The organism is Geopseudomonas aromaticivorans (assembly GCF_019097855.1).
Classification (GTDB): domain Bacteria; phylum Pseudomonadota; class Gammaproteobacteria; order Pseudomonadales; family Pseudomonadaceae; genus Geopseudomonas; species Geopseudomonas aromaticivorans.
The window spans coordinates 279,677-305,191 of record NZ_JAHRGL010000001.1 but is presented as its reverse complement, the minus strand read 5'-3'; the positions used below and the strand labels follow the sequence as shown (position 1 = coordinate 305,191).

Sequence of the window (25,515 nt, the reverse complement as noted above, 5' to 3'; positions counted from 1 at the left end):
CGTGTGCGCCTGTGCCAGCTTTGCGCAGTGGCTGGGCGATGACCAACAGGATGTTGCCACACGTACTCAACCCCTTGATTTTCAAGAACCAGCAACCGAGGCTGGCCTTGCCGACCGGTGTTTCCTGGCCGACTGGTCTATTGTGATCAGTGCTTCAGGATGGTGCGCGCGCTCGTCTGTAGTGCGTGGATGGCAGAAAATGATCCGCCTTGGTGCCTTCCTGCCCCAGCTGAGGAGCGCATTGCGCTGATGGAAAACCTGCATAGTGCCGTGGAAAGCCTGATCCACGGGTCGAATACTCTGTTCATCCTGCTCGGCGCGGTCATGGTGTTGGCCATGCATGCCGGGTTTGCCTTTCTGGAGGTCGGCACCGTCCGCCAGAAGAACCAGGTCAACGCGCTGTCGAAGATCCTTGCCGACTTCGCGGTCTCCAGTCTGGCCTACTTCTTCATCGGCTACTGGGTGGCCTATGGCGTGAACTTCTTCGGGCCGGCCAGCGGACTGACCGCCGACAATGGTTATGCGCTGGTGAAGTTCTTCTTCCTGCTGACCTTTGCCGCGGCGATTCCGGCGATCATCTCCGGCGGGATCGCGGAGCGTTCGAGGTTCGGGCCGCAGCTCTGTGCGACCGTGTTGATCGTTTCCTTCATCTATCCGTTCTTCGAGGGCATGGTCTGGAATAGCAATTTCGGCTTTCAGGCCTGGCTGCTGGAGCGCTTCGGTGCCGCCTTCCACGATTTCGCCGGCTCGGTCGTGGTGCACGCGTTCGGTGGCTGGCTGGCGCTGGGGGCGGTGCTGATGCTCGGTACCCGCAATGGCCGCTATCGCGATGGTCGGCTGGTGGCTTTCGCGCCGTCGAACATCCCGTTCCTGGCGCTGGGGTCGTGGATCCTGATCGTCGGCTGGTTCGGCTTCAACGTGATGAGTGCGCAGACGCTGCAGGGCGTCAGTGGCCTGGTGGCGGTCAATTCGCTGCTGGCCATGGTCGGCGGCACCCTCGCCGCGCTGCTGGTCGGGCGCAACGACCCCGGCTTCCTGCACAACGGGCCGCTGGCCGGGCTGGTGGCGGTGTGTGCCGGCTCCGACCTGATGCACCCGGTCGGTGCGCTGTTCACCGGTGCGGTGGCGGGGGCGATGTTCGTCTGGGCTTTCACCGCCACGCAGAACCGCTGGAAGATCGATGACGTGCTTGGCGTCTGGCCGTTGCACGGTCTGTGTGGCCTGTGGGGCGGCATTGCCTGCGGTATTTTCGGCCAGCAGGCGCTGGGCGGGGTGGGCGGGGTCAGTCTGGTCAGCCAGTTGCTCGGCACCGGGCTGGGTGTCGTGCTGGCGCTGGCCGGCGGCCTGCTGGTCTACGGTGTGCTGAAGCGCACGCTGGGTATCCGTCTGAGTGCGGAGGAGGAGTACTACGGCGCGGACCTGTCGATCCACAAGATTGGTGCGACCAGCCACGAGTAAGTCGGTCGGCCGGAAACGAAGAAGCCCGCTCGAGAGCGGGCTTCTTCGTTGTTGCCGGACGGCTTAGAGCAGCGGCAGGGTGTAGCTGACGATCAGACGGTTTTCGTCGAGGTCGTTGGCGTAGTTGCTGCGCATCTGCGCGTTGCGCCAGTGCAGGCCCAGGTTCTTCAGGGTGCCTTGCTGGAACACGTACTTCAGCTCGGTGTTGCGTTCCCACTCCTTGCCTTCGGTGCCCTTGGCGTCGATATCGAAGTTATCGCCGGAGATGTAGCGGGTCATGAAAGTCAGGCCCGGGATACCGAGGCTGGTGAAGTCGTAGTCGTAGCGGACCTGCCAGGACTGTTCGTCGGTGTTGGCGAAGTCGCCGATCTGCACGTAGTTGACCAGGAACGGGTTGTTGCCGTTGATGAAGGCGTAACCGGTGTCGCCAGTCAGGGACTGATAGCCCAGACCCAGTTTGTGGGCCTTCAGGGTGTAGGTGAACATGGCGCCGAAGGCGTTGTTGTCCACATTGCTGTTGCCATCCTCGTTGCTTTGGGCGTAGCGCAGGTCGGACTTCAGGCTCTGGCCTTCGGCGATCGACAGTACGTGCACGACGTTGACGATGTGCTGCTTGTACAGTTGGTCCAGCTTGCCGTAGTGGTAAGCAGTAGTCAGCTGGTCGTTCCACTTGTAGGTGGCGCCGCCGAAGATGAACTCGTCGCTGTCAGCGGTATTGATTCGCTTGCCGCCGATGCCGTTTTTGCTGCTGGTGGCAGCCAGGGTCATGGTTTCATGATCCTGCGAATCGCGGTAGTTGATGCGATTCACCATGCCGAGGTCCAGGCTCAGGCCGGCGATTTCCTGGGAGTTCAGGTAGCCGCCCTGGTAGCTGGTCGGCAGCAGGCGGTTGTCCACGCCGGAAATGGTCGGCAGAGCCGGCATCAGGGTGCCGACTTTCAGCACGCTCTTGGAGGCCTTGAACTTGGCGGTTGCGCCGAGATCGCCGTAGCTGTCCTGAGGCTCGCCCGTTTCGCGGTCGCGCAGGAGCGTACCGGTGCCGCTGGTGCCGCGACCGGAGTCGAGTTGGAGGCCCAGGGTGCCGATGGCGTCGACGCCGAAGCCGATGGTGCCTTCGGTAAAGCCGGATTCGTAGCGAGCAATGAAGCCCTGGCCCCATTCTTCCTGTTTGGAGACGCGATCAGTCGGCTTGCCCACGGTGGTTGGAACTTTCGGGTCGCCGGCTTGACGGATGTCACGGTTGAAATAGAAGTTGCGCAGCTCCAGGCTGGCCTTGCTGTCTTTGACGAAGTCGGCCTGGGCCAGGCTCGGCAGGATCATGCCGGCGCCAAGGGTCGCCAGTGCAACGGCGCGAGCGAGGGGAGTCAAGCTCATTGGGGGTGCTCCTTGTTTTTTTTAGTCGTGCAACAGGGTTAACCCTGCTGTTTGTAAAACTATGTGAATTAAACACGACATTATGATGGCGGCTCTTATACGTTGGTATATGTTTTTCCTGTTTTGTCGAGATGGTCATGGAGCGATGCAGGTTTGTTCGATTGTTAAAAAGTTAATTCGTCTTCATTAACCATTTAACGATATCGCCTGTTCATCGAATGCCCGCCAGCAGCCAGGCCTCGGCGCTTTCGATGGCGTCCAGCGGGCCGGCCAGCAGCAGGGCATCGCCTTCGCACAGGGCAGGGTTGCCGGGCAGTGGTAGCTCCCCGTCATCGCGGCGTACGGCCTGCAGCGCAACGCCCATCGCCGGCAGGTCCAGTTCGGCCAGCGTGCGACCGCAGGCATAGGCGTCGGCGCTCAGGTTGACCGCGTGCAGCAGGATGCGCGGCCGCCCCTGCTGGTCGATCAGGTTGGCGCTGGCGCCGTGATAGAAGCCATGCAGCATGTGGTAACGGCTGCGGCGCACCTCGTCGATGCGGGCCTGCACCCGCCGTTCCGGCAGGCCAAGCATGACCAGGGCATGGGAGGCGAGCATCAGGCTCGACTCCAGCAGCTCCGGTACCACTTCGCTGGCGCCGGCGGCTTGCAGGCTGGCAAGGTGGCTGTCGTCGCGGGTGCGCACCAGGATCGGCAGGGTTTCGGAGAATTTGCGGGCCTCCTTGACCGTTGCCAAGGCGTGCTCGGGATTGTCGGCTGCAATTACCAGCAGCCGGGCGCGCGTTACCCCGAGCGCAGTCAGCAGTTCGCCACGACGTGCGTCGCCGAAGTGCACGCTGTGTTCGCCGGCGGCAGCCTCCTGCACGCGTACCGGGTCGTTGTCCAGCGCCACGAAGGGGATGCCCTCGCTGCGCAGAAAGCGTCCGATCGACTGGCCGACCCGGCCGAAGCCGCAGATCAGTACATGCTGGTCAAGCTCGGTGCAGGCAGCGGCAATCTCTCTGGCGCTACCTTCGGCATGCGGGCGCTGGCCGAGACGGGCGACCAGTTGCGGTGCCCCGCGCAGCAGCAGCGGGGTAACGGCCATGGAGCAGAAGGTGGCGGCCAGGATCAGGCCGCCAGTCTCGATCGATACGAGCTTGGCCTGCTGGGCCTGGGAGACCAGGGCGAAGCAGAACTCACCGCCTTGGGCCAGCGCCAGTCCGCTGCGCCAGGCACTTTCACTGCTGTCGCCGCGCAGACGCACCAGCAGCGCCACCAGGCTGCCCTTGAGCAGCAGCAAGAGCAGGGCCATGCCCAGGATCAGCAGGCCCTGGGAGGCAAACAGGCTGAGGTCGATGAGCATGCCGACGCTGACGAAGAACAGGCCGAGGAGAATGTCGCGGAACGGACGAATGTCGGCTTCGATCTGGTGCCGATAGTGGCTCTCGCCCAGCAGCATGCCGGCGAGGAAGGCGCCCAGCGCCATGGACAGACCCAGCAGGTGGGTCAGCCAGGCGGTGAGCAGCACGATCACCAGCGCCAGCAGCACGAACAGTTCGGCGGCATTGGCCTGGGCTACCTCGTGAAACAGCCGTGGCAACAGCCAGCGGCTGGCCACCAGCAGGGCCGTGAACAGCAGTGCGGCCTTGCCCAGGGTGATCGGCAGCGCCCAGTACCAGGTCTGTTCGGCGCCGCCAGCGATCACCGGGATCATGGTCAGCAACAGCACGGCGACCAGATCCTGGAATAGCAGCACGCCGATGGCGTTCTGCCCGTGCGGGGTGAACACTTCGCCGAGGCTGCCCAGTTCCTTGGTGACGATGGCGGTGGAAGACAGCGCCAGTCCGCCCCCCAGCAGCAGGGCGGCCGGCAGCGTCAGGCCGGCGAGGTGGAGCAGGCCGGCCAGCGGCAGGGTGCAGGCGATGACCTGCAGGCTGCCGAGCCCGAACACCACCCGGCGCAGCGCGAGCATGCGTGGCAGGGAAAACTCCAGGCCGAGACTGAATAGCAGGAACACCACGCCGAACTCGGCGAGCAGCGGCATGTCCTCGTGCTGTTCGAGCCAGCCGAGGCTGCCGGGGCCGAGCGCCAGACCAACGCTCATGTAACCCAGCAGGGGCGGCAGTTTCAGGCGGCGAAACAGGGCAATGACCAGCAGCGAGGCGGCCAGGATGATCAGTAGATTGGCGAACACTGATAACTCTCTAGAAACGAAAGGGATACAAAGCCCCCGCAGGGTGCCCAATCCATGGCGCCAGCGTCCAGAGCGGCATAGTGGCCTGGTTGGCTGGCTCGGTTAGTCCGGTTCGAATGCCCGAGGCCCCGATACTGCGTTGCCACGCCTTGCCATGGCCCTGCCATGACGTGTTGCGGGGACCGCGAGCGTCCGAACCTGAGTTGACCAGCCAGCCGCGCAGGCCACTCGGTTGGTGTGCGCCATCGGGTGGTTGTCGCGCATGTTAAACTGCCGTCTCGCCCCTTCACCATGAGCGAAGTCATGCTGCCCGATTGCCTGCTGTTTGGAACCCTCGGTTGTCACCTGTGCGAACAGGCGGAGGAACTGCTCATGCCTTTTGTCGGACTGGGACTGCAGGTCGAGCTGGTCGACATCGCCGAGCGCGAGGAGTGGGTCGAGGCCTATGGTTTGCGCATCCCCGTCCTGCGCCGGGTCGACACCGCGGACGAGCTGGGCTGGCCGTTCGATGGCCAGCGTCTGGCGGAGTTTTTCGGCCTCTCGCCGAGTCCGGCAGGCGACTGATACGGCCACTGGCCAGCAGTAGCGACCCTCCGTTCGATACGGCACTATCTGCCCGTTTTGGGGCAGGCACCTATACTACTGATGCTTGGGCGTCGCGCACGTGCGCTGAGCGCTTGGGCCAATCACCCGGAGCCGCTGGCGGGGTTGTCTCAAAGGGCCCTTGGCCGGCAACGTTCTGTCTTGTTCAACTGGAAATGATCATGTCTCTCGTAAAACCTGCAGCTCTGTTCGTGTGTGTCGCTCTGGCCGGTTGTGCCGGCAAGTCCGATTCCGGTAACGCTTCAGCCAAGGATGGCTGGTGGTCGTTCGGTGGGAAGGAGGCGACGGCTCGTGCAGAGCAAGGCAAGCCCGCAGAGGCTGCCAAGCGGGTGGAGGACAAGGCCGAGCCCGCTCCGGCGAAGCCGGTCGAGAAAACGCCGCAAACAGCTGCGAAGGCCGGGCAGAAGCCGGCGCCGGTAGCGTCCCGGGTTGAGCCAAAGAAGGCCGGGCAGAAGTCCGAACAGGTCGCAAACAAGGTCGAGCAGAAGAAACCCGCGCAGAAGCCGGAGCCGGCGGCAGTGACCAAGGTCGAGCCGAAGGCAGAGCCGGCTGCGGCACAGCCGGCGGACGACCAGGCCGGGAAGAAGGCCGCGCAGACCGAGGTCAAGAAAACAGGCGGCAGCTGGTGGTCGTTTGGCGGCAAGGACAAGGCTGCCGACAGCAAGGCCCAGCCCCAGTCGAAGAAGAGCGAGCCCCAGCCGGTCAGCAAGGCCTGGCTGGACGACAACGAGAAGCGCCTGAAAGCCGCGGTGGCAGGCAGCAAGTTCGAGGTCGAGCGTCGCGGCGACCTCCTGGTGCTGGTGGCTCCGGCGGATACCTCCTTCAATCGCGACCGCCCGCACATGCTGCTGCCGATCACGCTCGGGCCGCTGAGCCGGATGGCCAAGCTGGTCGCGGGCGATGCACAGAGCGCCGTGCTGGTGCTGGGGCACGCCGATGGCAGCGGTAATGCAGAGCAGAGCCGCAAGCTGACCCTGGAGCGGGCGCAGGCGGTAGCGTCGATCTTCCGCATGAGCGGCCTGAAGAACGACCGGCTGATGCTGCGCGGAATGGGTGGGGACAAGCCGCGCGCCAGCAATGGCGACCTCAAGGGCCGTGAGCAGAACCGCCGGATCGAGATCATCCTGACCCAGCGTGACGCCCTGTCGGCGCTGGTGGCGCAGAACAGCCGCTGAGTGGCGATGGCCTTGCTGCCGATCACGTGCGGCAAGGCCGAGCCGGGGGTAAGCTGACACCTTCATTGCCCAAGGAGTTCTGCCATGACCCAGTCGCTTGCCGACATGCGCCGCGATTACACCCGGGACGGATTGTCCGAGGAGTTGGCGCCGCTGGAGCCGTTCGCGTTGTTCCGCCACTGGTTTGCCGAGGCGGTGAAGACCGAACAGGCGCCGGTGGAGGCCAATGCCATGACCCTGGCCACGGTCGATCCTCAGGGGCAGCCGCATTGCCGGGTGTTGCTGCTCAAGGCGCTGGACGAGCGAGGCTTCACCTTCTTCACCAACTACGACAGCGCCAAGGGCGAGCAGCTGTTGGCCAATCCGCGCGCGGCCATGACCTTCTTCTGGCCGACTCTGGAGCGTCAGGTGCGCATCGAGGGCCGGGTGGAGAAGGTGACGCCGGCTGAGTCTGACGCCTATTTCAAGGTGCGCCCGCTGGGCAGCCGCCTGGGCGCCTGGGCCTCGCCGCAGAGCCAGGTTATCGACGGGCGCGGTGAGCTGGAGCGGCTGCTGGCCGAGACCGAGCGGCGCTTCATGGAAACCGCGCCGCACTGCCCGGAACATTGGGGCGGTTACCGGCTGGTGCCGGAGCGCCTGGAGTTCTGGCAAGGACGGTCGAGCCGCCTGCACGACCGTCTAAACTATCGTCTTGAAGCCGGTGCGTGGGTGCGTGAGCGCCTGGCGCCCTGATCAGGCCTGCTGAGGGGGGGCTGATGCTGCAGGCCGGTATTGGGTTGCAGCACGCTCCAGCCAGGCGGCGAGGGCCTTGCGCTTGACGCCTTCGGTCTGTGCCTGTTGCAGGCGCTCGAGCATGTAGGCGCGTTTGGCCGGGTCGTCGCCGGCGAAGGACAGGGCAAGGTCGCGATCGGTCCAGCGCTGGATCCGCTTGTACAGCCACCAGTGGAAGTACAAACCGGTTACAGTGGTAATGAAGATGATGAAGTAGTCCATATTGGGCTCCCAGAAAGGCGTGCCCACCCTAGCCGATCATGGCGCGCTGGAAAAGCGCTGGCGCTGGGCGGGTAAGGCGGCAAGCAAAACGGAGAAGTGTCATGCGCAAATCAGCTGTATTCCTCAGTCTGGCCGTGGCGGCCCTGGCAGTGGGTGGTTGTGCCTCCAATCTGAGTGGCGAAACCTATTCACGCGACGAGGCGCGGGCGGTACAAACCGTGCGCATGGGGACTATCGCCGCGTTGCGGCCGGTACGTATCGAGGGCACCAAGACGCCGATCGGCGCCGGGGCTGGCGCGGTAGCCGGCGGCATCGGTGGCAGCACGATCGGCAGCGGTCGCGGCAGTGCCGTGGCCGCGGTGATCGGTGCGGTGGCCGGTGGTCTGCTCGGCGCGGCAACCGAGGAAGGCTTCACCCGTACCCAGGGTGTGGAAATCACCGTGCGCGAGGACGATGGCACCATGCGCGCCTATGTCCAGGAAGTGTCCGAGGGCGAGGTCTTCCGGGTTGGCGACCGGGTGCGTGTCATGACCGTCAACGGTACCAGCCGCGTGGCACACTAAGTAAATCAGTTGCTTGCCGCTACCGCCTAATGCTCGCCCGCCGCTCTGGCGGGTGCCGGAGCGGCGGGCGAGAGTCTGTTGCGCGCGTGGCGATATCCGGCATAGCGCACGCCGACGGCTCCGGCACCGCGTCACTCGCCTGCTTGCGCCGAGCCGCAGTCGCCTTGTTCAGTCGGCCCAGGCCTGGGCTACGTCCAGCATGCGCAGGGCGAAGGCGCGCTCGTTGTCGTACCAGGCCAGTACCTTGACCAGGTCGCCTTGTACGCGGATCTGGTTCAGGTCGACCACGCAGGAGGCGGGGTGGCCGGCGAAATCGCAGGACACCAAGGGCAGTTCGTTGCAGTCCATGACGCCGACCGGCAGCTCCTGTATGGCGGCCAGCAGGACGTCGCGCAGGGCGGCGACGCTGGTCGCGCGCTCGGCGATGAAGGTCAGGTCCAGCAGCGATACCGTCGGTGTCGGTACGCGCACCGACAGGCCATCCAGCCGTCCGGCCAGCTCCGGCAGCACCAGGCCGATGGTCTTGGCTGCGCCGGTGCTGGTCGGCACCATCGACAGCGCCGCCGCCCGTGCGCGGTACAGGTCGCTATGCGCCTGGTCGAGCAGGTTCTGGTCGTTGGTGTAGGAGTGCACGGTGTTGATCAGCCCCTGGCGGATGCCCACGGCGTGGTGCAGCACCATCGCCAGCGGAGCCAGGCAGTTGGTGGTGCAGGAGGCGTTGGAGACGATCTGCTGGTCGCCGAGCAGCTCATGGTTGACGCCGTAGACCACGGTCAGGTCGGCGCTGTCCAGCGGATGACTGAGCAGCACCCTCGGTGCGCCGGCGAGCAGGTGTTGTTCGGCCAGCGCGCGGGTCTTGAACTTGCCGCTGCACTCGAGCACGAGATCGACGCCCAGTTCGGCCCATGGCAGGCGGCCGGGATCCTTTTCCTGCAACAGTCGGATCGACTGGCCGCTGATCTGCAGGCAGTCCCCGTGCAGCGTCACGCTGCCGGGATAGCGGCCGTAGGTCGAGTCGAAGCGGGTGAGGTGGGCGAGGGTGGCGTGGTCGCCGAGATCATTGATGGCCTCGACGCGTATGCGTGACTCCAGTCCCTGCTGGAAGATGGCCCGCAGCACTGCGCGGCCGATGCGGCCATAACCGTTGATTGCGATACGCAGCATGGCTTTGACTCCCTTTTGTTCTTCTCATTCAGGAGCATAGCTGCTTGTGCAGCGGCCCGGGAATAAGCTCCGGCGCCCTCAGTCGCGCGCGCCACCCAGCGCTGCGCAGCCCATCAACGGCGGCTGGCGGTCGAGTTGCAGGCGCGCCTGCAGATGACCGAGCGCACCGCTCATGCTGTCGACGCAGCGACCCGGCGTCAGCCACAGTTCCACGCGTCGGCCGTCGGCCTCACTGGTGAAGCTCAGGCTGCCGTCCGGCAGGCGTTCCTCGACATAGGGCAGGGCCAGGGGCTCGACGCCGGGGCGCTCGAGCATCATGCCCAAGGCGCTCACGCTGACCATCCAGCCCGGCTCGTTGCCACTGGCGCGCACGATCAGGCGCTTGAACTGGGCGTCGTCGCAGCCCTGTTGTGCCCCCGGTTGCAGGCGATACAGGCGCTCGACCCGCAGGCGCGACGGCTCGCCGCTGGCGTCTTCCTGCAGCCGACCGGCGAGGTCGGCGAACAATGGCTGTTGCCCAGTCTGCTGCAGGCGGGCCACGGCATAGGGCAGCCCCAGACTGTCTTCGGCGGTGATGGACAGGCTGCGTTGCTGGTGGCACGGGTGCAGCACCAGCTCTCCAGCGCTGCGGGTCAGCTCACCCTGCAGGCGCAGTGGCGCCGGTTCCGCTGGTTTCGCCGGCCACGGCAGCCACTGGCAGCCGCCCAGCAGGGGCAACAGTCCTGCGGCCAGTACAGACGCAATACGCATGACAACTCTCCATCTCAGAATGGCCGCCACGGTAATCGCCGCCGCTGGCGGCGACAAGAAGCTGCAGGCCTAAGCGGCAGGTCACACAATCGCTTCGTGCTGTCAATAGCAATGGGCTGGTCAAACCCCTTGGAGCATGCTACAAACATTCAAAGATGATCTAGCCGCTTGAAACACAAGGGAAAACCATGACCAAGTCGGAGTTGATCGAACGCATCGTTACCCATCAGGGTCAACTGTCGTCCAGGGATGTCGAGTTGGCCATCAAGACTATGCTTGAGCAGATGGCGCATGCCTTGGCTGCCGGTGATCGCATCGAGATTCGCGGCTTCGGCAGCTTCTCCTTGCATTACCGCGCGCCGCGCGTCGGGCGCAATCCCAAGACCGGCGAGTCGGTGCGTCTGGATGGCAAGTTCGTTCCCCACTTCAAGCCCGGCAAGGAGCTGCGCGACCGCGTCAACGAATTGGAATGACGTTCACGCCGTCTGCACCGGTCGGCCCTGTTCGAGGAAAGCCCATGCTCTGGATCAAACGTGTCTTGGTGATTGCCGCCGCCCTGCTGGTCGCGGTGCTCACGCTGGTCTTCATCCTCGAGAACCAGGGCCAGGCCCGCTTGCAGTTCATGACGCTGCAAAGCCCCGAATGGCCGGTCGCGCTCTTCGTCGCCCTGGCGTTCATCGCCGGCGGCCTCGCCGGTGTGCTGCTCAGCCTCTACCTGCGTGCCCGTCTCAAGTTCGCGCTGGCGCGCAACCGCAGCGAACTCAACCGCTGCCGCAAGGAGCTTGACGGTCTGCGCGAGCAGCTCGATAGCCAGGCGCGCCCCTGACCGACAGACCTACACGGTGCCTTGCGCTTTCAGCTCGGCAATCCGCTGCACGTTGTAACCCAGGCGCTCGAGAATGCTGGCGGTATGTTCGCCCAGCTGCGGGCCGATCCATTCGGTGCTGCCGGGCGTCTCCGAGAGTTTCGGCACGATCCCCGGCATCCTGAATTCCTTGCCGTCCGGCAGTCGTGCGCTCTGCAGCATGTCGCGGGCGAGGAACTGCGGGTCGCTGAACATGTCCTCGGCGCTGTAGATGCGGCTGGCGGGGACCTCCGCCTGCCTGAGCACGGCCAGCACCTCCTCCAGCGGCAGCGACTGCACCCAGCGGTCGATCACCCCGTACAGCTCGTCGCGCCGTGCATCGCGTCCGGCGTTGTTGGCCAGGCTCGGATCGTTGGCCAGGTCGTCGCGGCCGATGGCCAGCATGAAGCGCCGGAAGATCGCATCGCCGTTGGCACCGATCTGCACATGCTTGCCGTCGGCGCTGGTATGGGTCGAGGAGGGGGTGATGCCGGGCATGATGTTGCCGGTGCGCTCGCGGATGAAACCGTAGACGTCGAACTCCGGCACCAGGCTTTCCAGCATGGCGAACACCGCCTCGTATAGCGCCACGTCCACCACCTGGCCCTGGCCGCCGTTGATCTCGCGGTGGCGCAGCGCCATCAGCGCGCCGATCACCCCCCACAGCGCGGCGATCGAATCACCGATGGAGATGCCGGTGCGCACCGGCGGGCGGTCCTCGAAGCCGGTGATGTAGCGCAGCCCGCCCATCGACTCGCCCACCGCGCCGAAGCCCGGCTGGTCCTTCATCGGCCCGGTCTGGCCGAAGCCGGACAGGCGCACCATCACCAGTTTCGGGTTGAGGGCGTGCAGCACCTCCCAGCCGAGGCCGAGCTTCTCCAGCACGCCGGGGCGGAAGTTCTCGATGACGATGTCTGCCTCGGCCACCAGCCGCTTGAGGATGGCCTGCGCCTCGGGGTGCTTGAGGTTGAGGGTCAGCGACTGCTTGTTGCGCGCCTGCACGAACCACCACAGCGAGGTGCCCTCGTACAGCTTGCGCCACTTGCGCAGCGGGTCGCCGCCATCGGGCGACTCGACCTTGATCACCTCGGCGCCGAACTCCGCGCAGATGCGCGAGGCGAAGGGGCCGGCAATCAGCGTGCCGAGCTCGATGACTTTGAGGCCGGCAAGGGGTTTGCTGGGCAGGGACATGGTGGCTCCGTGGCGAAGGGGATGGCCAAGCCTAGGCGATTGCGTGCGCTGCGGCGAGGTGTGTGCCGATTCTCTGCGCGGTTTGGCGAGCCTCCACGGGCAGGGCATGGTCTTCACGCATCCCCCAGCGCTGCACGACCTGTCTCGCGACCTGCGTGAGTTGTGCCTGCGCCACGCTCGCGAGCATCCGTGATGCGATGGAGGGTAGGTCCGGCTGGGGAGATTAAGGGGGCGCCGATCATGACATGGGCGTGGGCCTCTGGCGTCGCGGGGCGCTTCGCTCGTAGAGTGTGAGCTGGTTCACCTGCTTTCCGCGGGCAGGCATTATTTCTGGCCGTCCCGGGGACCAACCCAACACGCGAGCCGTCATGACCCTGCATCTGCCGACCCTGCTGCTGCTCGACATCTGCGTGCTCGCCCTGCTCGGTGGCCTGATGCTGCATGCTTCGCGGCGCAGCGAGGGCGAGGCGACCCTGGGCTGGATGGCCGGCATGCTGCTGCTGGCGTCGCTGGGCACTCTGGTGGTGAGCCTGCGCGGCAGTGGCGTGGATAACCTGCCTATCGTGCTCGGCCAGGCGCTGCTGCGCCTGGCAGCGGGCCTGGGCTGGACCGCCATGCGCGTGTTCGCCGGTCGGCGGCCCTGCTGGCCGGGTATCGTCGGTGGTGCGCTGCTGTGGGTTCTGCTGTGCCTGTGGCCGCACTTCATGAGTTCGCTGCCGTTGCGGGTGACGGTCGTCACCCTGCTCTCTGTCCTCTACAGTGTCATGGCTGCCTGGGAGCTGTGGCGCGCGCGTAGGCGGCTGCAGGCGGCCATCATGCCGGCCGTGGCGCTGTCCTTGCTGCATGCGCTGTTTTGCGCCAGCCTGCTGCTGGTGGATAGCGGCCAGGCCATCGAGCGGGTGTGGAGCGGGGTGGACGACAGCTTCGTGACGTGGCGCTTGTTGGAGGCCTTTCTATTCGGTATCGGCATCGCCTTCGTGACCCTGGCCATGGTGCGCGAGCGGGCCGAACTGCGCTTGCGCGCCATGGCCAACTGCGATCCGCTGACCGGGATCGGCAATCGCCGCGCCTTCATGGACGGTGCGCAGGTGCTGCTGGCGCACTGCCGGCGCGCCGGGAGTCCGGTGGCCCTGCTGATGTGCGACCTCGATCATTTCAAGCGGCTGAACGATCGCCATGGCCATGCCATGGGAGATGCGGCGCTGATCGGCTTCGCCCGCGTGCTGGCGCAGAGTATCCGCCAGTCCGATGTGTGCGGGCGCATCGGCGGCGAGGAGTTTGCCTGCCTGCTGCCGGATGCCGACGCCGCGCAGGCGGCCCAGGTGGCCGAGCGCATCCGCCGGGAATGCCATGCGCTGATGCCCGGTCAGGCGCAGGACTGCAGTGTCAGCATCGGTGTCGCCAGCGTCGCCCAGGCCGGCTACGACCTGCCGCGGCTGCTGGTGCTGGCCGACCAGGCGCTGTATCGGGCCAAGGCCAATGGCCGCAACCGGGTCGAACATTACGCCGAGCAGCCGATGCCGGCCTGAGGGGGGATTCGGGTTACACTGACGGCCTTTCCCGATCAGCCAAGAACCCGTCCATGGCCCTGCAGTCCACGCCCTACAAAGTCGAAATCAACCTCACCGATCTGGACCGCAGCGTCTACGAGACCCTGCGCTTCACCGTTGCCAAGCATCCTTCGGAAACCGAAGAGCGCATGGCGGCGCGCCTGATTGCCTATGTGCTGTGGTACCACGAGCAGCTGTCGTTCGGCCGTGGCCTGTCGGATGTCGACGAGCCGGCGCTGTGGGAGAAGAGCCTGGACGGCCGCGTGCTGCACTGGATCGAAGTCGGCCAGCCGGATGCCGAGCGCATCACCTGGTGCTCGCGCCGCTGCGAGCGTTTCAGTCTGGTCGCCTACGGCAACCTGCGAGTCTGGCAGACCAAGGTGCTGGATGGCGTGCGCAGCCTGAAGAACATCAACGTGGTGGCCGTCGACCAGGCCGCGCTGGAGAACCTGGCCAAGGACATGCCGCGCTCGATCAGCTGGAGCGTGATGATCAGCGATGGTTCCTTGTTCGTCACCGACGAACGCGGCCAGCACGAAGTGCCGCTCGAATGGCTGGCCGGCGAGCGCTGACCGCCTCGCGAACGATGGCCGTTCCGCGGCCCTGGAATTTCGCCGGGTTGTACCCGCCCAACAAGCGTGAAGACTGAGCCGCATGCGTATCGAACCCCGCCCGTTGCCTGCAAGCCTGCCCGATCTGGGCGATCTGCCGCCGCTATTGACCCGCCTGTACGCCGCTCGCGGCGTGCAGTCCGCCTCCGAGCTGGACAAGGCGCTGGCGCGGCTGATCCCGTACCGCGAACTCAAGGGCATCGACGCGGCGGTCGGGCTGCTGGTGACGGCGCTGGAGCAGCGCCAGCGCATCGTTATCGTCGGCGACTTCGATGCAGACGGTGCCACCGCCAGCTCGGTCGGCGTGCTGGCGCTGCGCATGCTGGGCGCGGCGCATGTCGATTACCTGGTGCCCAACCGCTTCGAGTACGGCTACGGCCTGACCCCGGAGATCGTCGCGGTGGCGCTGGACAAGCGTCCGCAGCTGCTGATCACCGTGGACAACGGCATCTCCAGCATCGACGGCGTGGCCGCGGCCAAGGCGGCGGGGCTGCAGGTGCTGGTCACCGACCACCACCTGCCCGGCCCCGAGCTGCCGGCGGCCGATGCCATCGTCAACCCCAACCAGCCGGGCTGCCCGTTCCCCAGCAAGGCGCTGGCCGGGGTCGGGGTGATCTTCTACGTGATGCTGGCGCTGCGCGCGCGGCTGCGCGAGCTGGACTGGTTCGCCCGCCGTGGCCTGGCCGAGCCGAACCTGGCCGAGCTGCTTGACCTGGTGGCGCTGGGCAGCGTCGCCGACGTGGTGCCGCTGGACGCCAACAACCGCATCCTGGTCCATCAGGGCCTGGCGCGTATCCGGGCCGGCCGCGCCCGTCCGGGGTTGCGCGCGGTGCTCGAGGTGGCCGGGCGCGATCACCGGCGCATAACGTCTACGGACTTGGGCTTTATCCTCGGTCCGCGCCTCAACGCCGCCGGGCGGCTGGACGACATGAGCCTGGGCATCGAGTGCCTGCTCTGCGAGGACGAGGCGCTGGCCCGCGACATGGCCCAGCAGCTCGACCAGCTCAACCACGACCGCAAGGCCATCGAGCAGGGCATGCAGCGCGAGGCGCTGGCCCAACTCAAGGACCTGCAGGTGGACGAATTGCCGTTCGGCCTGTGCCTGTTCGACGCCGACTGGCACCAGGGGGTGATCGGCATCCTTGCCTCGCGGCTCAAGGAGCGCTATCACCGCCCGACCATCGCCTTCGCCGATGCCGGCGACGGCGTGCTCAAGGGCTCGGCACGCTCGGTGCCGGGCTTCCATATCCGCGACGCGCTGGATGCGGTGGCCGCGCGTCATCCCGGGTTGATCAGCAAGTTCGGCGGCCACGCCATGGCCGCCGGCCTGTCCTTGCCGCAGGAGCACTTCGGCGCCTTCGCTGCGGCCTTCGATGCCGAGGTGCGCCGCCAACTGGTGGAGGACGACCTCACCGGTCGCCTGCTCACCGACGGCCAACTGGCCGCCGACGAGTTCCGCCTCGATCTGGCGCAGTCGCTGCGCCAGGCCGGCCCCTGGGGCCAGCACTTCCCCGAGCCGCTGTTCCACGGCGTGTTCGAGATCATCCAGCAGCGCATCGTCGGTGAGCGCCATCTCAAACTGGTGCTGAAGAGCGAGTGTGGCGGCGCCCAGCTGGATGCCATCGCCTTCAACGTCGACCGCGAGGTCTGGCCCAACCCGACCGTGCGCTGGGCCGAGTTGGCCTACAAGCTGGACGTCAACGAGTACCGCGGCCAGGAAAGCGTGCAGCTGCTGGTCGCGCATCTCGAGCCGCGCTGACGGCGTGCTGATGGCTCCCACGCTCCGGCGTGGGAGCTCGGCCTTGGACGCGCCGCGTCCAGTCGCCGAGACCGGCATGCCCTCTTGATTCTCCCCGCCACTGGCGCAATATCCGCAAGATAACGGATGAATTGCGGAGCCTGATCATGATCCAGCTGTTCCAGCCGCTGCCCCTGCGGCAACTGACCCTGCCCAACCGCATCGCGGTGTCGCCGATGTGCCAGTACAGCGCCCGCGACGGCCTGGCTAACGATTGGCATCTGGTCCATCTGGGCAGCCGCGCCACCGGTGGCGCCGGGCTGGTCATCTTCGAGGCCACCGGCGTCACTCCCGAAGGGCGGATCAGCCCGCACTGCCTGGGGCTGTGGGACGATGCGCAGATCGAGCCGCTGCGGCGCATCACCCGCTTCATCGACAGCCAGGGTTCGGTCGCCGGCATCCAGCTGGCCCATGCCGGGCGTAAGGCCGGCACCTGGCGGCCGTGGGAGGGCAAGGCGGGCTCGGTGCCGCTGGAGCAGGGTGGCTGGACGCCGCTGGCGCCCTCGGCCATCGCCTTCGACGAGCATCACCATGTCCCCCAGGCGATGAGCCGCGAGCAGATCGCCGCGCTGGTGCAGGATTTCGCCCACGCCGCCGAGCGCGCGCGCAAGGCCGGCTTCAGGGTCGCCGAGGTGCATGCCGCTCACGGCTACCTGCTGCACCAGTTCCTTTCGCCGCTGAGCAACCAGCGCGACGACGAGTACGGCGGCAGCTTCGCCAACCGCAGCCGTCTGCTGCTGGAGGTGGTCGATGCGGTGCGCACAGTGTGGCCCGCCGAGCTGCCGCTGTTCGTGCGCCTGTCCGCCACCGATTGGGTGGACGGCGGCTGGAGCGAGCGGGAAACCGTCGAACTGAGCGCGCAGCTGCGCGAGCGTGGCGTCGACCTGATCGACGTGTCCTCCGGCGGCCTGGCGGCCAACGCGCAGATCCCGATCGGGCCGGGCTACCAGGCACGCTTCGCCGAGCGCGTGCGCCGCGAGGCCGGCATTCCGACCGGGGCGGTGGGGTTGATCACCGAGCCGGCGCAGGCCGAGCATGTGCTGCGTTGCGAGCAGGCCGACCTGATCCTGCTGGCCCGCGAGCTGCTGCGCGACCCCTACTGGCCGCTGCATGCTGCCGAGGCGCTCGGCCATCGTCTGCCTTGGCCACCCCAGTACGTGCGCGCCGCCCAGCGCGACACGCCGATCCGCGAGCTGGGCGAGGAGCTGGATTGAGCCGGGCGGTTACATGCGCTTGCAGTTTCCACGACCGCCTGCCGCGGTGACGGCGGCATAATCGGCCGATCGTCACAGGAGGGTGAACATGGATACCCGCAGTCTGCTCGACCAGTTGCTCAAGGCCGCCCCCGGCCTGCTCGGCAACGCCGGTAATCAAGCCAAACCGCGTCACGAGGAGCGTCCGGGCGGCCAGGATAGCGGGCTCGGCAGCCTGTTCTCCGGCGCCGCGGGCGGTGGTCTGGCGGCCGGTGCCATCGGCCTGCTGCTGGGCAGCAAGAAGGCGCGCAAGTACGGCGGCAAGGCGCTGACCTACGGCGGCCTGGCCGCGCTCGGGGTGATGGCCTGGAAGGCCTACAGCAACTGGCAGCAGCAACAGGGTGCCGCGACCCCGTCCGCCAGCGCGCCGCCGCGGACCGTCGACCGCCTGCCGCCGCAACAGGCCGAGCAGCACAGCCATGCGATCCTGCAGGCGGTGATCGCCGCGGCCAAGGCCGACGGCCATATCGACGAGCGCGAACGGGCGCTGATCGATGCCGAGGTGGCCAAGCTCAGCCAGGACCCGCAGTTGCTGCGCTGGATCGACCACGAGTTGCATCAGCCGCTCGACCCGGCGGCGGTGGCGCGCGCCGCGCAGACCCCGGAGATGGCGGCGGAAATGTTCCTGGCCAGCCTGCTGCTGGTCGACGAGCAGAACTTCATGGAGCGCGCCTACCTCGACGAGCTGGCTCGCCAGCTGCGCCTCGATCCGGCGCTGCGCGGCGAGCTGGAGCGCCAGGTGCAGCAGGCGCAGTAGTCTGCCTCAGCTGGAGCAGCCGGCGTCGCGGTACTCCGGCAGCTCGCCCAGGCGCAGCTTGAGGAAGTCCACCAGCTGGCGCACCTTGGGCGACAGGTTGCGCTGCGGCGGGTAAAGCGCCCACACCGCGGTGTGCGGGGGGCGCCGGTCGTCCAGCAGGGCGACCAGCGCGCCGCTCCTGAGGTGTTCCTGCACGTAATAATCGGGCAGCTGACACAGGCCGAAGCCGCGCAGGGCCGCATCGAGTACCGCCACGCCGCTGTTGCAGCGCCAGTTGCCCTGCACCCGCAGCTGGGTTTCCCCGCCGTCGTCGGCGAAGCTCCACAGGTCGCTGCTGCCGATCAGGCAGTTGTGCCGCGCCAGCTCGGCCAGGTGCCGCGGCGCGCCGGCGCGTTCGAGGTAGCTGGGGGCCGCGCACAGGTACATCTCCCTTGGCGCCAGCCGGGTCGCCACCAGGCGCTCGTCGCCCAGGCGGCCGAGGCGCACGGCGAGGTCGAGGCCTTCGTGGAGCAGATCGAGAGTGCGGTTGGTCAGCTGGATGTCCATGCTCAGTTGCGGGTGCAGTGCCATGAACTGGTTGACCAGCGGCACCACGAAGCGCTCGCCGTAGGCCACTCCGCAGGTCATGCGCAGCAGGCCCTTGGGTTCGGCGGACAGGTCGCTGACCGCGCGCCAGGCCTCGTCGCGGGCGTCGATCAGGTTGCGGCAGTGCTGCAGAAAGGTTTGCCCGGCTTCGGTCAGGCTGACCCGGCGGGTGCTGCGATAGAGCAGGCGGGCCTGCAGGCATTCCTCGAGGCGGGCGACCTGGCGGCTGACGTGGGAGGAGGAGACGCCGAGGCGCTCGGCGGCGGCGGTGAACTGGCCGCATTCGGCCACGGCGACGAATTCGTCCAGCCCTTCCCAGCGGTTCATGGCTTTTCCTTTCTGATCGGTTGGCGGCGGGGATTATCCCTGTACGGCAATAATATTTTGTCCGAAGGCCGATTACTCGTCGTTTTGTGCTGATCTACACTTCCTCTCCTCAATGGCGCGCAGTCCCCGTGGCGGTGCGCCGGATTCATCGTTGCCAGGAGTTCCGCATGATCAAGTCGCGTGCCGCCGTCGCCTTCGCTCCCAACCAGCCGCTGCAGATCGTCGAGGTGGATGTCGCGCCGCCGCAGAAGGGCGAGGTGCTGGTGCGCATCGTCGCCACCGGCGTGTGCCATACCGATGCCTACACCCTGTCGGGGCAGGACTCCGAAGGCGTGTTCCCGTGCATTCTCGGCCACGAGGGGGGCGGCATCGTCGAGGCGGTGGGCGAGGGCGTGACGTCGCTGCAGGTCGGCGACCATGTGATCCCGCTGTATACCGCCGAGTGCGGCGAGTGCAAGTTCTGCAAGTCCGGCAAGACCAACCTGTGCAGCGCGGTGCGCGCCACCCAGGGCAAGGGCCTGATGCCCGACGGCACCAGCCGCTTCTCCTACAACGGTCAGCCGGTCTACCACTACATGGGCTGCTCGACCTTCTCCGAGTACACCGTGCTGCCGGAAGTGTCGCTGGCCAAGATTCCCAAGGAGGCGCCGCTGGAGAAGGTCTGCCTGCTCGGCTGCGGCGTGACCACCGGCATCGGCGCGGTGCTCAACACCGCCAAGGTGGAAGAGGGCGCCACCGTAGCTATCTTCGGCCTCGGCGGCATCGGCCTGGCGGCGATCATCGGCGCCAAGATGGCCAAGGCCTCGCGCATCATTGGTATCGACATCAATCCGGCCAAGGAGGCCGTGGCCCGCGAGCTGGGCCTCACCGATTTCGTCAACCCCAAGGACCACGCCAAGCCGATCCAGGACGTGATCGTCGAGATGACCGACGGCGGCGTGGACTATTCCTTCGAGTGCATCGGCAACGTGCAGCTGATGCGCGCGGCGCTGGAGTGCTGCCATAAGGGCTGGGGCGAGTCGACCATCATCGGCGTGGCGCCGGCTGGTGCCGAGATCAGCACCCGGCCGTTCCAGCTGGTCACCGGCCGCGTCTGGCGCGGCAGCGCCTTCGGCGGGGTCAAGGGCCGCAGCGAGCTGCCGAGCTACGTGGCGAAGGCGCAGAGTGGCGAGATCCCGCTGGACACCTTCATCACCCACACCATGGGCCTGGAGGACATCAACAAGGCCTTCGAGCTGATGCACGAAGGCAAGAGCATCCGCACCGTCATCCACTTCTGAGGCTGAGCCGCGAGGTTCTCTGGCCTCGCGGGTCTCTCGTAGGGTGCGTCGTGCGCACTGAAACCCATGGGTGCGCACGGCGCACCCTACGGAGTGGTTCATGACCCTCGAAATCATTTCCAGCAACAAGAGTTTCGGCGGCTGGCACCACCGCTACCGCCACCACTCCGCCACGTTGCACTGCGACATGGCGTTCGCCGTCTATCTGCCGCCACAGGCGCAGGAAGGGGCGAAGCTGCCAGTGCTCTACTGGCTGTCCGGCCTGACCTGCACCGACGAGAACTTCATGCAGAAGGCCGGCGCCCAGCGGCTGGCCGCCGAGCTGGGGCTGGTGCTGGTGGCGCCGGACACCAGTCCGCGCGGTGCCGACGTGCCGGGCGATCCGGACGGCGCCTGGGACTTCGGCCACGGCGCCGGCTTCTACCTCAACGCCACCCAGGAGCCGTGGGCGCAGCACTACCGCATGCACGACTACGTGGTGCACGAGCTGCCGGCGCTGGTCGAGGCGAGTTTCCCGGTCAGCGACCGCCGCGGCATCAGCGGCCACTCGATGGGCGGCCATGGCGCGCTGGTCTGTGCGCTGCGCAATCCGGGGCGCTACCGCTCGCTGTCGGCCTTCGCGCCGATCGGCAACCCGAGCAACTGCCCGTGGGGCGACAAGGCGTTCTCCCGCTATCTCGGCAGCGATCGCGACGACTGGCGACGGTGGGATGCCTGCGCGCTGCTGGCGCAGGCTGCCGAGCGCCTGCCGATCCTGGTCGATCAGGGCGATGCCGACAGCTTCCTCGCCACCCAGCTCAAGCCCGAGGTGTTGCGTGCCGCGGCCGCCGCCGTCGGCCATCCGCTGACCCTGCGCCTGCAGCCGGGCTACGACCACAGCTACTACTTCATCGCCAGCTTCATCGACGACCACCTGCGCCATCACGCGGCGGCGCTGCACGGCTGAGCCGCTCTCCTAGACGATGGCCAGTCCTGTAGAATCACGCCCTGACTTTTCCAGGGCGTTCTTCTTTATGCGTATCGGCCACGGCTACGACGTACACCGCTTCGGCGAGGGCGAGTTCATCACCCTCGGCGGCGTGCGCATTCCCCACAGATTCGGGCTGGTCGCCCATTCCGACGGTGACGTGCTGCTGCATGCGCTCAGCGACGCGCTGCTCGGCGCGGCGGCGCTGGGCGATATCGGCCGGCACTTTCCGGATACCGATCCGCAGTTCAAGGGCGCCGACAGCCGCGTGCTGCTGCGCCATGTGCTCGCGCTGGTGCAGGCCAAGGGCTGGCGGGTCGGCAACGTCGACGCCACCATCGTCGCCCAGGCGCCGAAGATGGCCCCGCACATCGAGGCGATGCGCGCCACCATCGCCGCCGACCTCGGCATCGAGCTGGACCAGGTCAACGTCAAGGCCACCACCACCGAGAAGCTTGGCTTCACCGGCCGCGAGGAGGGTATCGCCGTACATGCGGTCGCCCTGTTGCTCGCGCGATGAGTGGCGTACTCGGCGAACTCGACCTGCTCGGCCCCACCGCCTGGGGCGAGCCGTGCGGCACGGCCGTGCTCAAGCACACGGCCGAGGACTTCCAGGTCAACGAGGTGCTGGACATCCCGCTGTCCGGTGCCGGCGAGCACCTGTGGCTGTGGGTGGAGAAGCGCGGGCTGAACACCGAGGATGCGGCGCGGCGCATCGCGCGTGCCGCCGGGGTGCCGCTCAAGGCGATCAGCTACGCCGGTCTCAAGGATCGCCAGGCGCTGACCCGTCAGTGGTTCAGTCTGCACCTGCCGGGCAAGGCCGATCCCGATCTGGCCGCCGCCGAAGGCGACGACCTGCGCATCCTCGAGCGCGCGCGCCACTCGCGCAAGCTGCAGCGCGGTGCCCACGCGGCCAACGGCTTCATCATCCGCCTGACGTCGCTGCAGGCCGAGCGCGAGGCGCTGGAGCAGCGCCTGCAGCAGATCGCCGGCAGCGGCATCCCCAACTACTTCGGTCTGCAGCGCTTCGGTTTCGACGGCGGCAACCTGCACGAGGCGCGGCACTGGGCGGAGCGCAAGACCCTGCCGGAGCAGCGCAATCGTCGCTCGCGGGTGCTGTCGGCGGCGCGCAGCTACCTGTTCAACCGCGTGCTGGCCCGGCGCGTGGCCGACGGCTGCTGGAACCGTGCCCTGCCCTGCGACCTGCTGGCGTTCACCGACAGCCGCAGCTTTTTCCCGGCCGGCGAGGCCGAATGCAGCGATCCGCGCCTGGCGGCGCTGGACCTGCATCCCACCGGGCCGCTGTTCGGTGCTGGCGAGCTGGAAACCGGTGGCGCCGTGCGAGCGCTCGAGCAGCAGATACAGGCGGACGATGCCGTGCTGGTGAACTGGCTGGCAGAGGCGGGTCTGGAGCAGGCGCGACGCGTCCTGCGCCTCCCCATCGGCGGGCTGACGTGGCATTATCCCGCCACTGACATCCTGCAACTGGAATTCGTCCTGCCGGCCGGCTGTTTCGCCACCGTGCTGGTGCGTGAACTCGTCCGGTTGCTGCCAACAGGATCTGTGGACACCCCATGCGAATATTGATTGCCAACGATGACGGCGTGTATGCCCCCGGGATAGTCGCGCTGCACAACGCGCTGGCGGATTACGCCGAGTGCGCGGTGATCGCGCCCGACGCTGACCGCAGCGGGGCGAGCAGTTCGTTGACACTCGACCGCCCCCTGCATCCGCAGCGGCTGGACAATGGCTTCATCAGCATCAACGGCACACCGACCGACTGCGTGCACCTGGGTATCAACGGCCTGCTCGAACACGTCCCGGACATGGTGGTGTCGGGGATCAACCTGGGGGCCAACCTGGGGGACGACGTGCTGTATTCCGGCACCGTGGCGGCCGCCCTGGAGGGGCGCTTCCTCGACAAGCCGGCATTTGCCTTCTCGCTGCTGTCGCGCCAGCCCGACAATCTGCCGGCGGCGGCGCACATCGCTCGCCGTCTGGTGGCGCTGCATGACCAGCTCGACCTACCGCCGCGCACGGTGCTCAACGTCAACATTCCCAACCTGCCGCTGGAGCGCATCCGTGGCGTGCAGCTGACCCGCCTCGGCCACCGTGGCCGCGCGCCGGCACCGGTCAAGTCGGTCAACCCGCGTGGCAAGGAGGGCTACTGGATCTCGGTGGCCGGCGATGCCGAGGATGGCGGGCCGGGGACCGATTTCCACGCGGTGATGCAGGGCTACGTGTCGATCACCCCGCTGCAGCTGGATCGCACCTTTCACGAAGCCTTCCGTGGTCTGAGCATTCTGGAGAACCTGCTGTGATAAGGGACGATCTGCAGCGCCGCGGCATCGGCATGACTTCGCAGCGCACCCGCGAGCGACTGATCCAGCGCCTTCACGACGAAGGGCTGAGCAACGTCGAGGTCCTCGAGGTGATCCGTCGCACGCCGCGCCACCTGTTCGTCGACGAGGCGCTGGCGCACCGGGCCTACGAAGACACCGCGCTGCCGATCGGTCACAACCAGACCATTTCCCAGCCGTTCATGGTCGCGCGCATGACCGAGCTGCTGCTGGCTGGTGGCCCGCTGGACAAGGTGATGGAGATCGGCACCGGCTCCGGTTACCAGACCGCCGTGCTGGCCCAGCTGGTCGAGCGGGTGTTTTCCGTCGAACGCATCCAGTCGCTGCAGGATCGCGCCAAGGAGCGCCTGCTCGAACTCAACCTGCGTAATGTGGTCTTTCGCTGGGGTGACGGCTGGGAAGGCTGGCCGGCATTGACCCCGTATAACGGCATCATCGTTACCGCTGCCGCCGCCCAGGTTCCGCAGGCTCTGCTGGATCAGCTGGCGCCCGGCGGTCGGCTGGTGATTCCGGTAGGAACCGGCGAAGAGCAGCAGCTGATGCTGATCGTGCGCGAGGGCGAGCGTTTCTCCCGCCAGGTGCTGGATCCGGTGCGGTTTGTCCCGCTGTTGAGTGGCTCGGTATTCTGAGTCGTACTGCTGTTTTACGGAAAAAACCGATGCGAAATACCTTCCTGCCGTTTGCCAAGGGCTTCGCCGGCGGCGGCACCATGACCTCCATCAGCGGCAGCTACGGCGAGCTGCTGCGCTCGCCCCAGCTGCGCCTGTCTGCGCATGACCTCTGAAGCTGTGGCCATGAACGAAACAATCCGCGCGAGCAATAAGGAGCTGGGCCAGGTGGGGCACATGTCGAATTGGATGCCGCGGCTGCTGGGCGGCCTGTGCCTGAGCCTGTCGCTGGGCCTGCTGGGCGGTTGCGCCTCATCGAGCGGTACCAGCGAGAGTATCGGCAGCCAGCCTGGCGTCGGCTCCTCACGTCAGCCGGTGACCCACGGCCAGTACCGGGTGCGCCGTGGCGACACCCTGTACTCCATCGCCTTCCGCTATGGCTGGGACTGGAAGGCGCTGGCCACGCGCAACCATATTTCGGCGCCCTACACCATCCGCGTCGGCCAGGTGATCCGCTTTGGCGGCAGCGGGCCTGTGCTCCCCATGGCGGCGACCACGCGGGCGCCAGCAGCGGTGCCGGCGGCTGGCGGCAACCCGGTGGCGACTCAGCCGCAGACTGTCGCGCCGGTATCAGCCGCTTCGGCCGGCAATGTCGGTGAGGCGCAGGCTGCCCGCTCCTCCGCGGGCTGGATATGGCCGGCGAATGGCCAGTTGATCAGTTTGTTTTCCTCGAACAGCAGTTTGAATAAAGGCGTTGATATCGACGGTGAATTGGGCCAGCCTGTTCTCGCAGCTTCCGGAGGAAGCGTGGTATATGCGGGCAGTGGACTTCGTGGGTATGGTGAGCTTGTCATCATCAAGCACAACGATACCTACGTCAGTGCTTACGGACATAATCGCAAGTTATTGGTTCGGGAGGGGCAGCAGGTCAAGGCTGGAGATAGGATTGCGGAGATGGGGGCGACAGGTACCGATCGTGTGAAACTGCATTTCGAGATTCGCCGTCAGGGTAAACCCGTCGATCCGTTGCAATATCTGCCGAGTCGTTGATTGAGCTGTCATTTCGTCCTGATAGTGTGAGTAAGCGGGCTTTGACCAAGCAATAGATTGCTTGCAAAAGCCTGTCGTCGA

The 25,515-nt window shown here is 66.6% G+C and carries 27 protein-coding genes; 20 read left to right on the top strand and 7 right to left on the bottom strand.

Annotation, left to right across the window (positions count from 1 at the left end; all coding sequences use genetic code 11):
* The first annotated feature begins 249 nt into the window (after nt 1-249).
* On the top strand, nt 250-1,458 hold the full coding sequence (locus tag KRX52_RS01385; protein WP_217679354.1) for an ammonium transporter: 1,209 nt from the start codon (nt 250-252) through the stop codon (nt 1,456-1,458).
* 63 nt (nt 1,459-1,521) lie between these two features.
* Here KRX52_RS01385 and KRX52_RS01380 read toward each other — a convergent pair whose 3' ends face one another.
* Nucleotides 1,522-2,832, bottom strand: coding sequence for an OprD family porin (locus KRX52_RS01380; protein WP_217679353.1), 1,311 nt, complete (start codon nt 2,830-2,832; stop codon nt 1,522-1,524).
* A gap of 211 nt (nt 2,833-3,043) precedes the next feature.
* Entirely contained in the window at nt 3,044-5,005 is a 1,962-nt protein-coding gene (locus KRX52_RS01375) for a cation:proton antiporter domain-containing protein (RefSeq protein WP_217679352.1), read from the bottom strand.
* 303 nt (nt 5,006-5,308) lie between these two features.
* Between KRX52_RS01375 and KRX52_RS01370 the strand changes: the two genes are divergently transcribed.
* The 3 genes from KRX52_RS01370 to pdxH all read left to right on the top strand — a co-directional run bounded on the left by KRX52_RS01370 (nt 5,309) and on the right by pdxH (nt 7,515).
* Nucleotides 5,309-5,569 carry a glutaredoxin family protein gene (locus KRX52_RS01370; protein ID WP_217679351.1) on the top strand — a complete coding sequence of 87 codons (261 nt, stop codon included), beginning with the start codon at nt 5,309-5,311 and terminating at the stop codon, nt 5,567-5,569.
* Nucleotides 5,570-5,769: 200 nt separating this feature from the next.
* Nucleotides 5,770-6,783, top strand: coding sequence for an OmpA family protein (locus KRX52_RS01365; protein ID WP_217679350.1), 1,014 nt, complete (start codon nt 5,770-5,772; stop codon nt 6,781-6,783).
* Between the two features lie 84 nt (nt 6,784-6,867).
* A complete protein-coding gene (gene pdxH / locus KRX52_RS01360) occupies nt 6,868-7,515 on the top strand; it encodes a pyridoxamine 5'-phosphate oxidase (protein ID WP_217679349.1) in 648 nt (215 codons plus the stop codon).
* Here the strand turns inward: pdxH and KRX52_RS01355 are convergent, their stop codons facing one another.
* A complete protein-coding gene (locus tag KRX52_RS01355; protein ID WP_217679348.1) occupies nt 7,516-7,776 on the bottom strand; it encodes a hypothetical protein in 261 nt (86 codons plus the stop codon). It lies immediately after the preceding gene.
* A 101-nt stretch (nt 7,777-7,877) separates the two neighbouring features.
* On the opposite strand from KRX52_RS01355, the gene KRX52_RS01350 reads away from it, so the two are divergent.
* Nucleotides 7,878-8,339, top strand: a complete 462-nt coding sequence (locus KRX52_RS01350; protein ID WP_217679347.1) for an outer membrane lipoprotein — start codon at nt 7,878-7,880, stop codon at nt 8,337-8,339.
* A 168-nt stretch (nt 8,340-8,507) separates the two neighbouring features.
* Here KRX52_RS01350 and KRX52_RS01345 read toward each other — a convergent pair whose 3' ends face one another.
* On the bottom strand, nt 8,508-9,503 hold the full coding sequence (locus KRX52_RS01345) for a type I glyceraldehyde-3-phosphate dehydrogenase (protein ID WP_217679346.1): 996 nt from the start codon (nt 9,501-9,503) through the stop codon (nt 8,508-8,510).
* A 78-nt stretch (nt 9,504-9,581) separates the two neighbouring features.
* Complete coding sequence (locus KRX52_RS01340; RefSeq protein WP_217679345.1) at nt 9,582-10,253, bottom strand: COG3650 family protein; 672 nt, start codon at nt 10,251-10,253, stop codon at nt 9,582-9,584.
* A gap of 188 nt (nt 10,254-10,441) precedes the next feature.
* Between KRX52_RS01340 and ihfB the strand changes: the two genes are divergently transcribed.
* Both ihfB and KRX52_RS01330 read left to right on the top strand, forming a co-directional pair.
* Complete coding sequence (ihfB, locus tag KRX52_RS01335) at nt 10,442-10,726, top strand: integration host factor subunit beta (protein WP_217679344.1); 285 nt, start codon at nt 10,442-10,444, stop codon at nt 10,724-10,726.
* A 44-nt stretch (nt 10,727-10,770) separates the two neighbouring features.
* Nucleotides 10,771-11,079, top strand: a complete 309-nt coding sequence (locus KRX52_RS01330) for a lipopolysaccharide assembly protein LapA domain-containing protein (protein ID WP_217679343.1) — start codon at nt 10,771-10,773, stop codon at nt 11,077-11,079.
* 9 nt (nt 11,080-11,088) lie between these two features.
* Here the strand turns inward: KRX52_RS01330 and KRX52_RS01325 are convergent, their stop codons facing one another.
* Nucleotides 11,089-12,288: a CaiB/BaiF CoA transferase family protein gene (locus KRX52_RS01325; protein WP_217679342.1), complete on the bottom strand. Its 1,200-nt coding sequence runs from the start codon at nt 12,286-12,288 to the stop codon at nt 11,089-11,091.
* Nucleotides 12,289-12,656: 368 nt separating this feature from the next.
* On the opposite strand from KRX52_RS01325, the gene KRX52_RS01320 reads away from it, so the two are divergent.
* The 5 genes from KRX52_RS01320 (at nt 12,657) to KRX52_RS01300 (ending at nt 18,257) form a co-directional block, all read left to right on the top strand.
* Nucleotides 12,657-13,817: a GGDEF domain-containing protein gene (locus KRX52_RS01320; RefSeq protein WP_217679341.1), complete on the top strand. Its 1,161-nt coding sequence runs from the start codon at nt 12,657-12,659 to the stop codon at nt 13,815-13,817.
* A gap of 53 nt (nt 13,818-13,870) precedes the next feature.
* Nucleotides 13,871-14,410 (top strand): YaeQ family protein, encoded by a 540-nt coding sequence (locus tag KRX52_RS01315; protein WP_217679340.1) that lies wholly within the window; start codon nt 13,871-13,873, stop codon nt 14,408-14,410.
* 82 nt (nt 14,411-14,492) lie between these two features.
* Entirely contained in the window at nt 14,493-16,208 is a 1,716-nt protein-coding gene (gene recJ / locus KRX52_RS01310) for a single-stranded-DNA-specific exonuclease RecJ (protein ID WP_217679339.1), read from the top strand.
* Between the two features lie 146 nt (nt 16,209-16,354).
* Entirely contained in the window at nt 16,355-17,461 is a 1,107-nt protein-coding gene (locus KRX52_RS01305; protein WP_217679338.1) for an NADH:flavin oxidoreductase/NADH oxidase, read from the top strand.
* Nucleotides 17,462-17,549: 88 nt separating this feature from the next.
* Nucleotides 17,550-18,257 (top strand): tellurite resistance TerB family protein, encoded by a 708-nt coding sequence (locus tag KRX52_RS01300; RefSeq protein WP_217679337.1) that lies wholly within the window; start codon nt 17,550-17,552, stop codon nt 18,255-18,257.
* A gap of 6 nt (nt 18,258-18,263) precedes the next feature.
* On the opposite strand, the gene KRX52_RS01295 is transcribed toward KRX52_RS01300, so the two are convergent.
* The gene (locus KRX52_RS01295) at nt 18,264-19,169 is read right to left on the bottom strand and encodes a LysR family transcriptional regulator (protein ID WP_217679336.1); all 906 of its coding nucleotides are present in this window, start codon (nt 19,167-19,169) and stop codon (nt 18,264-18,266) included.
* A 167-nt stretch (nt 19,170-19,336) separates the two neighbouring features.
* On the opposite strand from KRX52_RS01295, the gene KRX52_RS01290 reads away from it, so the two are divergent.
* From KRX52_RS01290 to KRX52_RS01260, 8 genes are all read left to right on the top strand, one after another.
* Entirely contained in the window at nt 19,337-20,449 is a 1,113-nt protein-coding gene (locus tag KRX52_RS01290; protein WP_217679335.1) for an S-(hydroxymethyl)glutathione dehydrogenase/class III alcohol dehydrogenase, read from the top strand.
* 100 nt (nt 20,450-20,549) lie between these two features.
* On the top strand, nt 20,550-21,395 hold the full coding sequence (gene fghA / locus KRX52_RS01285) for an S-formylglutathione hydrolase (protein WP_217679334.1): 846 nt from the start codon (nt 20,550-20,552) through the stop codon (nt 21,393-21,395).
* Between the two features lie 67 nt (nt 21,396-21,462).
* Nucleotides 21,463-21,936 carry a 2-C-methyl-D-erythritol 2,4-cyclodiphosphate synthase gene (gene ispF, locus KRX52_RS01280; RefSeq protein WP_217679333.1) on the top strand — a complete coding sequence of 158 codons (474 nt, stop codon included), beginning with the start codon at nt 21,463-21,465 and terminating at the stop codon, nt 21,934-21,936.
* The gene (truD, locus tag KRX52_RS01275) at nt 21,933-23,003 is read left to right on the top strand and encodes a tRNA pseudouridine(13) synthase TruD (RefSeq protein WP_217679332.1); all 1,071 of its coding nucleotides are present in this window, start codon (nt 21,933-21,935) and stop codon (nt 23,001-23,003) included. The genes ispF and truD overlap by 4 nt, the downstream gene beginning before the upstream one ends.
* The gene (surE, locus tag KRX52_RS01270; RefSeq protein ID WP_217679331.1) at nt 22,991-23,737 is read left to right on the top strand and encodes a 5'/3'-nucleotidase SurE; all 747 of its coding nucleotides are present in this window, start codon (nt 22,991-22,993) and stop codon (nt 23,735-23,737) included. Before truD ends, surE begins: the two co-directional genes overlap by 13 nt.
* Before the next feature lie 32 nt (nt 23,738-23,769).
* Complete coding sequence (locus KRX52_RS01265; RefSeq protein ID WP_217679495.1) at nt 23,770-24,405, top strand: protein-L-isoaspartate(D-aspartate) O-methyltransferase; 636 nt, start codon at nt 23,770-23,772, stop codon at nt 24,403-24,405.
* Nucleotides 24,406-24,434: 29 nt separating this feature from the next.
* On the top strand, nt 24,435-24,560 hold the full coding sequence (locus tag KRX52_RS20890) for a hypothetical protein (RefSeq protein WP_302850305.1): 126 nt from the start codon (nt 24,435-24,437) through the stop codon (nt 24,558-24,560).
* A 61-nt stretch (nt 24,561-24,621) separates the two neighbouring features.
* The gene (locus tag KRX52_RS01260) at nt 24,622-25,434 is read left to right on the top strand and encodes a peptidoglycan DD-metalloendopeptidase family protein (RefSeq protein WP_254797323.1); all 813 of its coding nucleotides are present in this window, start codon (nt 24,622-24,624) and stop codon (nt 25,432-25,434) included.
* Nucleotides 25,435-25,515: the final 81 nt, after the last annotated feature.

Bases quoted from the DNA above. Each gene is read 5' to 3' on its own strand.
- KRX52_RS01385 (WP_217679354.1), top strand. From the start codon at position 250: ATGGAAAACCTGCATAGTGCCGTGGAAAGCCTGATCCACGGGTCGAAT.
- KRX52_RS01380 (WP_217679353.1), bottom strand. From the start codon at position 2,832: ATGAGCTTGACTCCCCTCGCTCGCGCCGTTGCACTGGCGACCCTTGGC.
- KRX52_RS01370 (WP_217679351.1), top strand. From the start codon at position 5,309: ATGCTGCCCGATTGCCTGCTGTTTGGAACCCTCGGTTGTCACCTGTGC.
- KRX52_RS01365 (WP_217679350.1), top strand. From the start codon at position 5,770: ATGTCTCTCGTAAAACCTGCAGCTCTGTTCGTGTGTGTCGCTCTGGCC.
- pdxH (WP_217679349.1), top strand. From the start codon at position 6,868: ATGACCCAGTCGCTTGCCGACATGCGCCGCGATTACACCCGGGACGGA.
- KRX52_RS01355 (WP_217679348.1), bottom strand. From the start codon at position 7,776: ATGGACTACTTCATCATCTTCATTACCACTGTAACCGGTTTGTACTTC.
- KRX52_RS01350 (WP_217679347.1), top strand. From the start codon at position 7,878: ATGCGCAAATCAGCTGTATTCCTCAGTCTGGCCGTGGCGGCCCTGGCA.
- KRX52_RS01345 (WP_217679346.1), bottom strand. From the start codon at position 9,503: ATGCTGCGTATCGCAATCAACGGTTATGGCCGCATCGGCCGCGCAGTG.
- KRX52_RS01340 (WP_217679345.1), bottom strand. From the start codon at position 10,253: ATGCGTATTGCGTCTGTACTGGCCGCAGGACTGTTGCCCCTGCTGGGC.
- ihfB (WP_217679344.1), top strand. From the start codon at position 10,442: ATGACCAAGTCGGAGTTGATCGAACGCATCGTTACCCATCAGGGTCAA.
- KRX52_RS01330 (WP_217679343.1), top strand. From the start codon at position 10,771: ATGCTCTGGATCAAACGTGTCTTGGTGATTGCCGCCGCCCTGCTGGTC.
- KRX52_RS01325 (WP_217679342.1), bottom strand. From the start codon at position 12,288: ATGTCCCTGCCCAGCAAACCCCTTGCCGGCCTCAAAGTCATCGAGCTC.
- KRX52_RS01320 (WP_217679341.1), top strand. From the start codon at position 12,657: ATGACCCTGCATCTGCCGACCCTGCTGCTGCTCGACATCTGCGTGCTC.
- KRX52_RS01315 (WP_217679340.1), top strand. From the start codon at position 13,871: ATGGCCCTGCAGTCCACGCCCTACAAAGTCGAAATCAACCTCACCGAT.
- recJ (WP_217679339.1), top strand. From the start codon at position 14,493: ATGCGTATCGAACCCCGCCCGTTGCCTGCAAGCCTGCCCGATCTGGGC.
- KRX52_RS01305 (WP_217679338.1), top strand. From the start codon at position 16,355: ATGATCCAGCTGTTCCAGCCGCTGCCCCTGCGGCAACTGACCCTGCCC.
- KRX52_RS01300 (WP_217679337.1), top strand. From the start codon at position 17,550: ATGGATACCCGCAGTCTGCTCGACCAGTTGCTCAAGGCCGCCCCCGGC.
- KRX52_RS01295 (WP_217679336.1), bottom strand. From the start codon at position 19,169: ATGAACCGCTGGGAAGGGCTGGACGAATTCGTCGCCGTGGCCGAATGC.
- KRX52_RS01290 (WP_217679335.1), top strand. From the start codon at position 19,337: ATGATCAAGTCGCGTGCCGCCGTCGCCTTCGCTCCCAACCAGCCGCTG.
- fghA (WP_217679334.1), top strand. From the start codon at position 20,550: ATGACCCTCGAAATCATTTCCAGCAACAAGAGTTTCGGCGGCTGGCAC.
- ispF (WP_217679333.1), top strand. From the start codon at position 21,463: ATGCGTATCGGCCACGGCTACGACGTACACCGCTTCGGCGAGGGCGAG.
- truD (WP_217679332.1), top strand. From the start codon at position 21,933: ATGAGTGGCGTACTCGGCGAACTCGACCTGCTCGGCCCCACCGCCTGG.
- surE (WP_217679331.1), top strand. From the start codon at position 22,991: ATGCGAATATTGATTGCCAACGATGACGGCGTGTATGCCCCCGGGATA.
- KRX52_RS01265 (WP_217679495.1), top strand. From the start codon at position 23,770: ATGACTTCGCAGCGCACCCGCGAGCGACTGATCCAGCGCCTTCACGAC.
- KRX52_RS20890 (WP_302850305.1), top strand. From the start codon at position 24,435: ATGCGAAATACCTTCCTGCCGTTTGCCAAGGGCTTCGCCGGCGGCGGC.
- KRX52_RS01260 (WP_254797323.1), top strand. From the start codon at position 24,622: ATGTCGAATTGGATGCCGCGGCTGCTGGGCGGCCTGTGCCTGAGCCTG.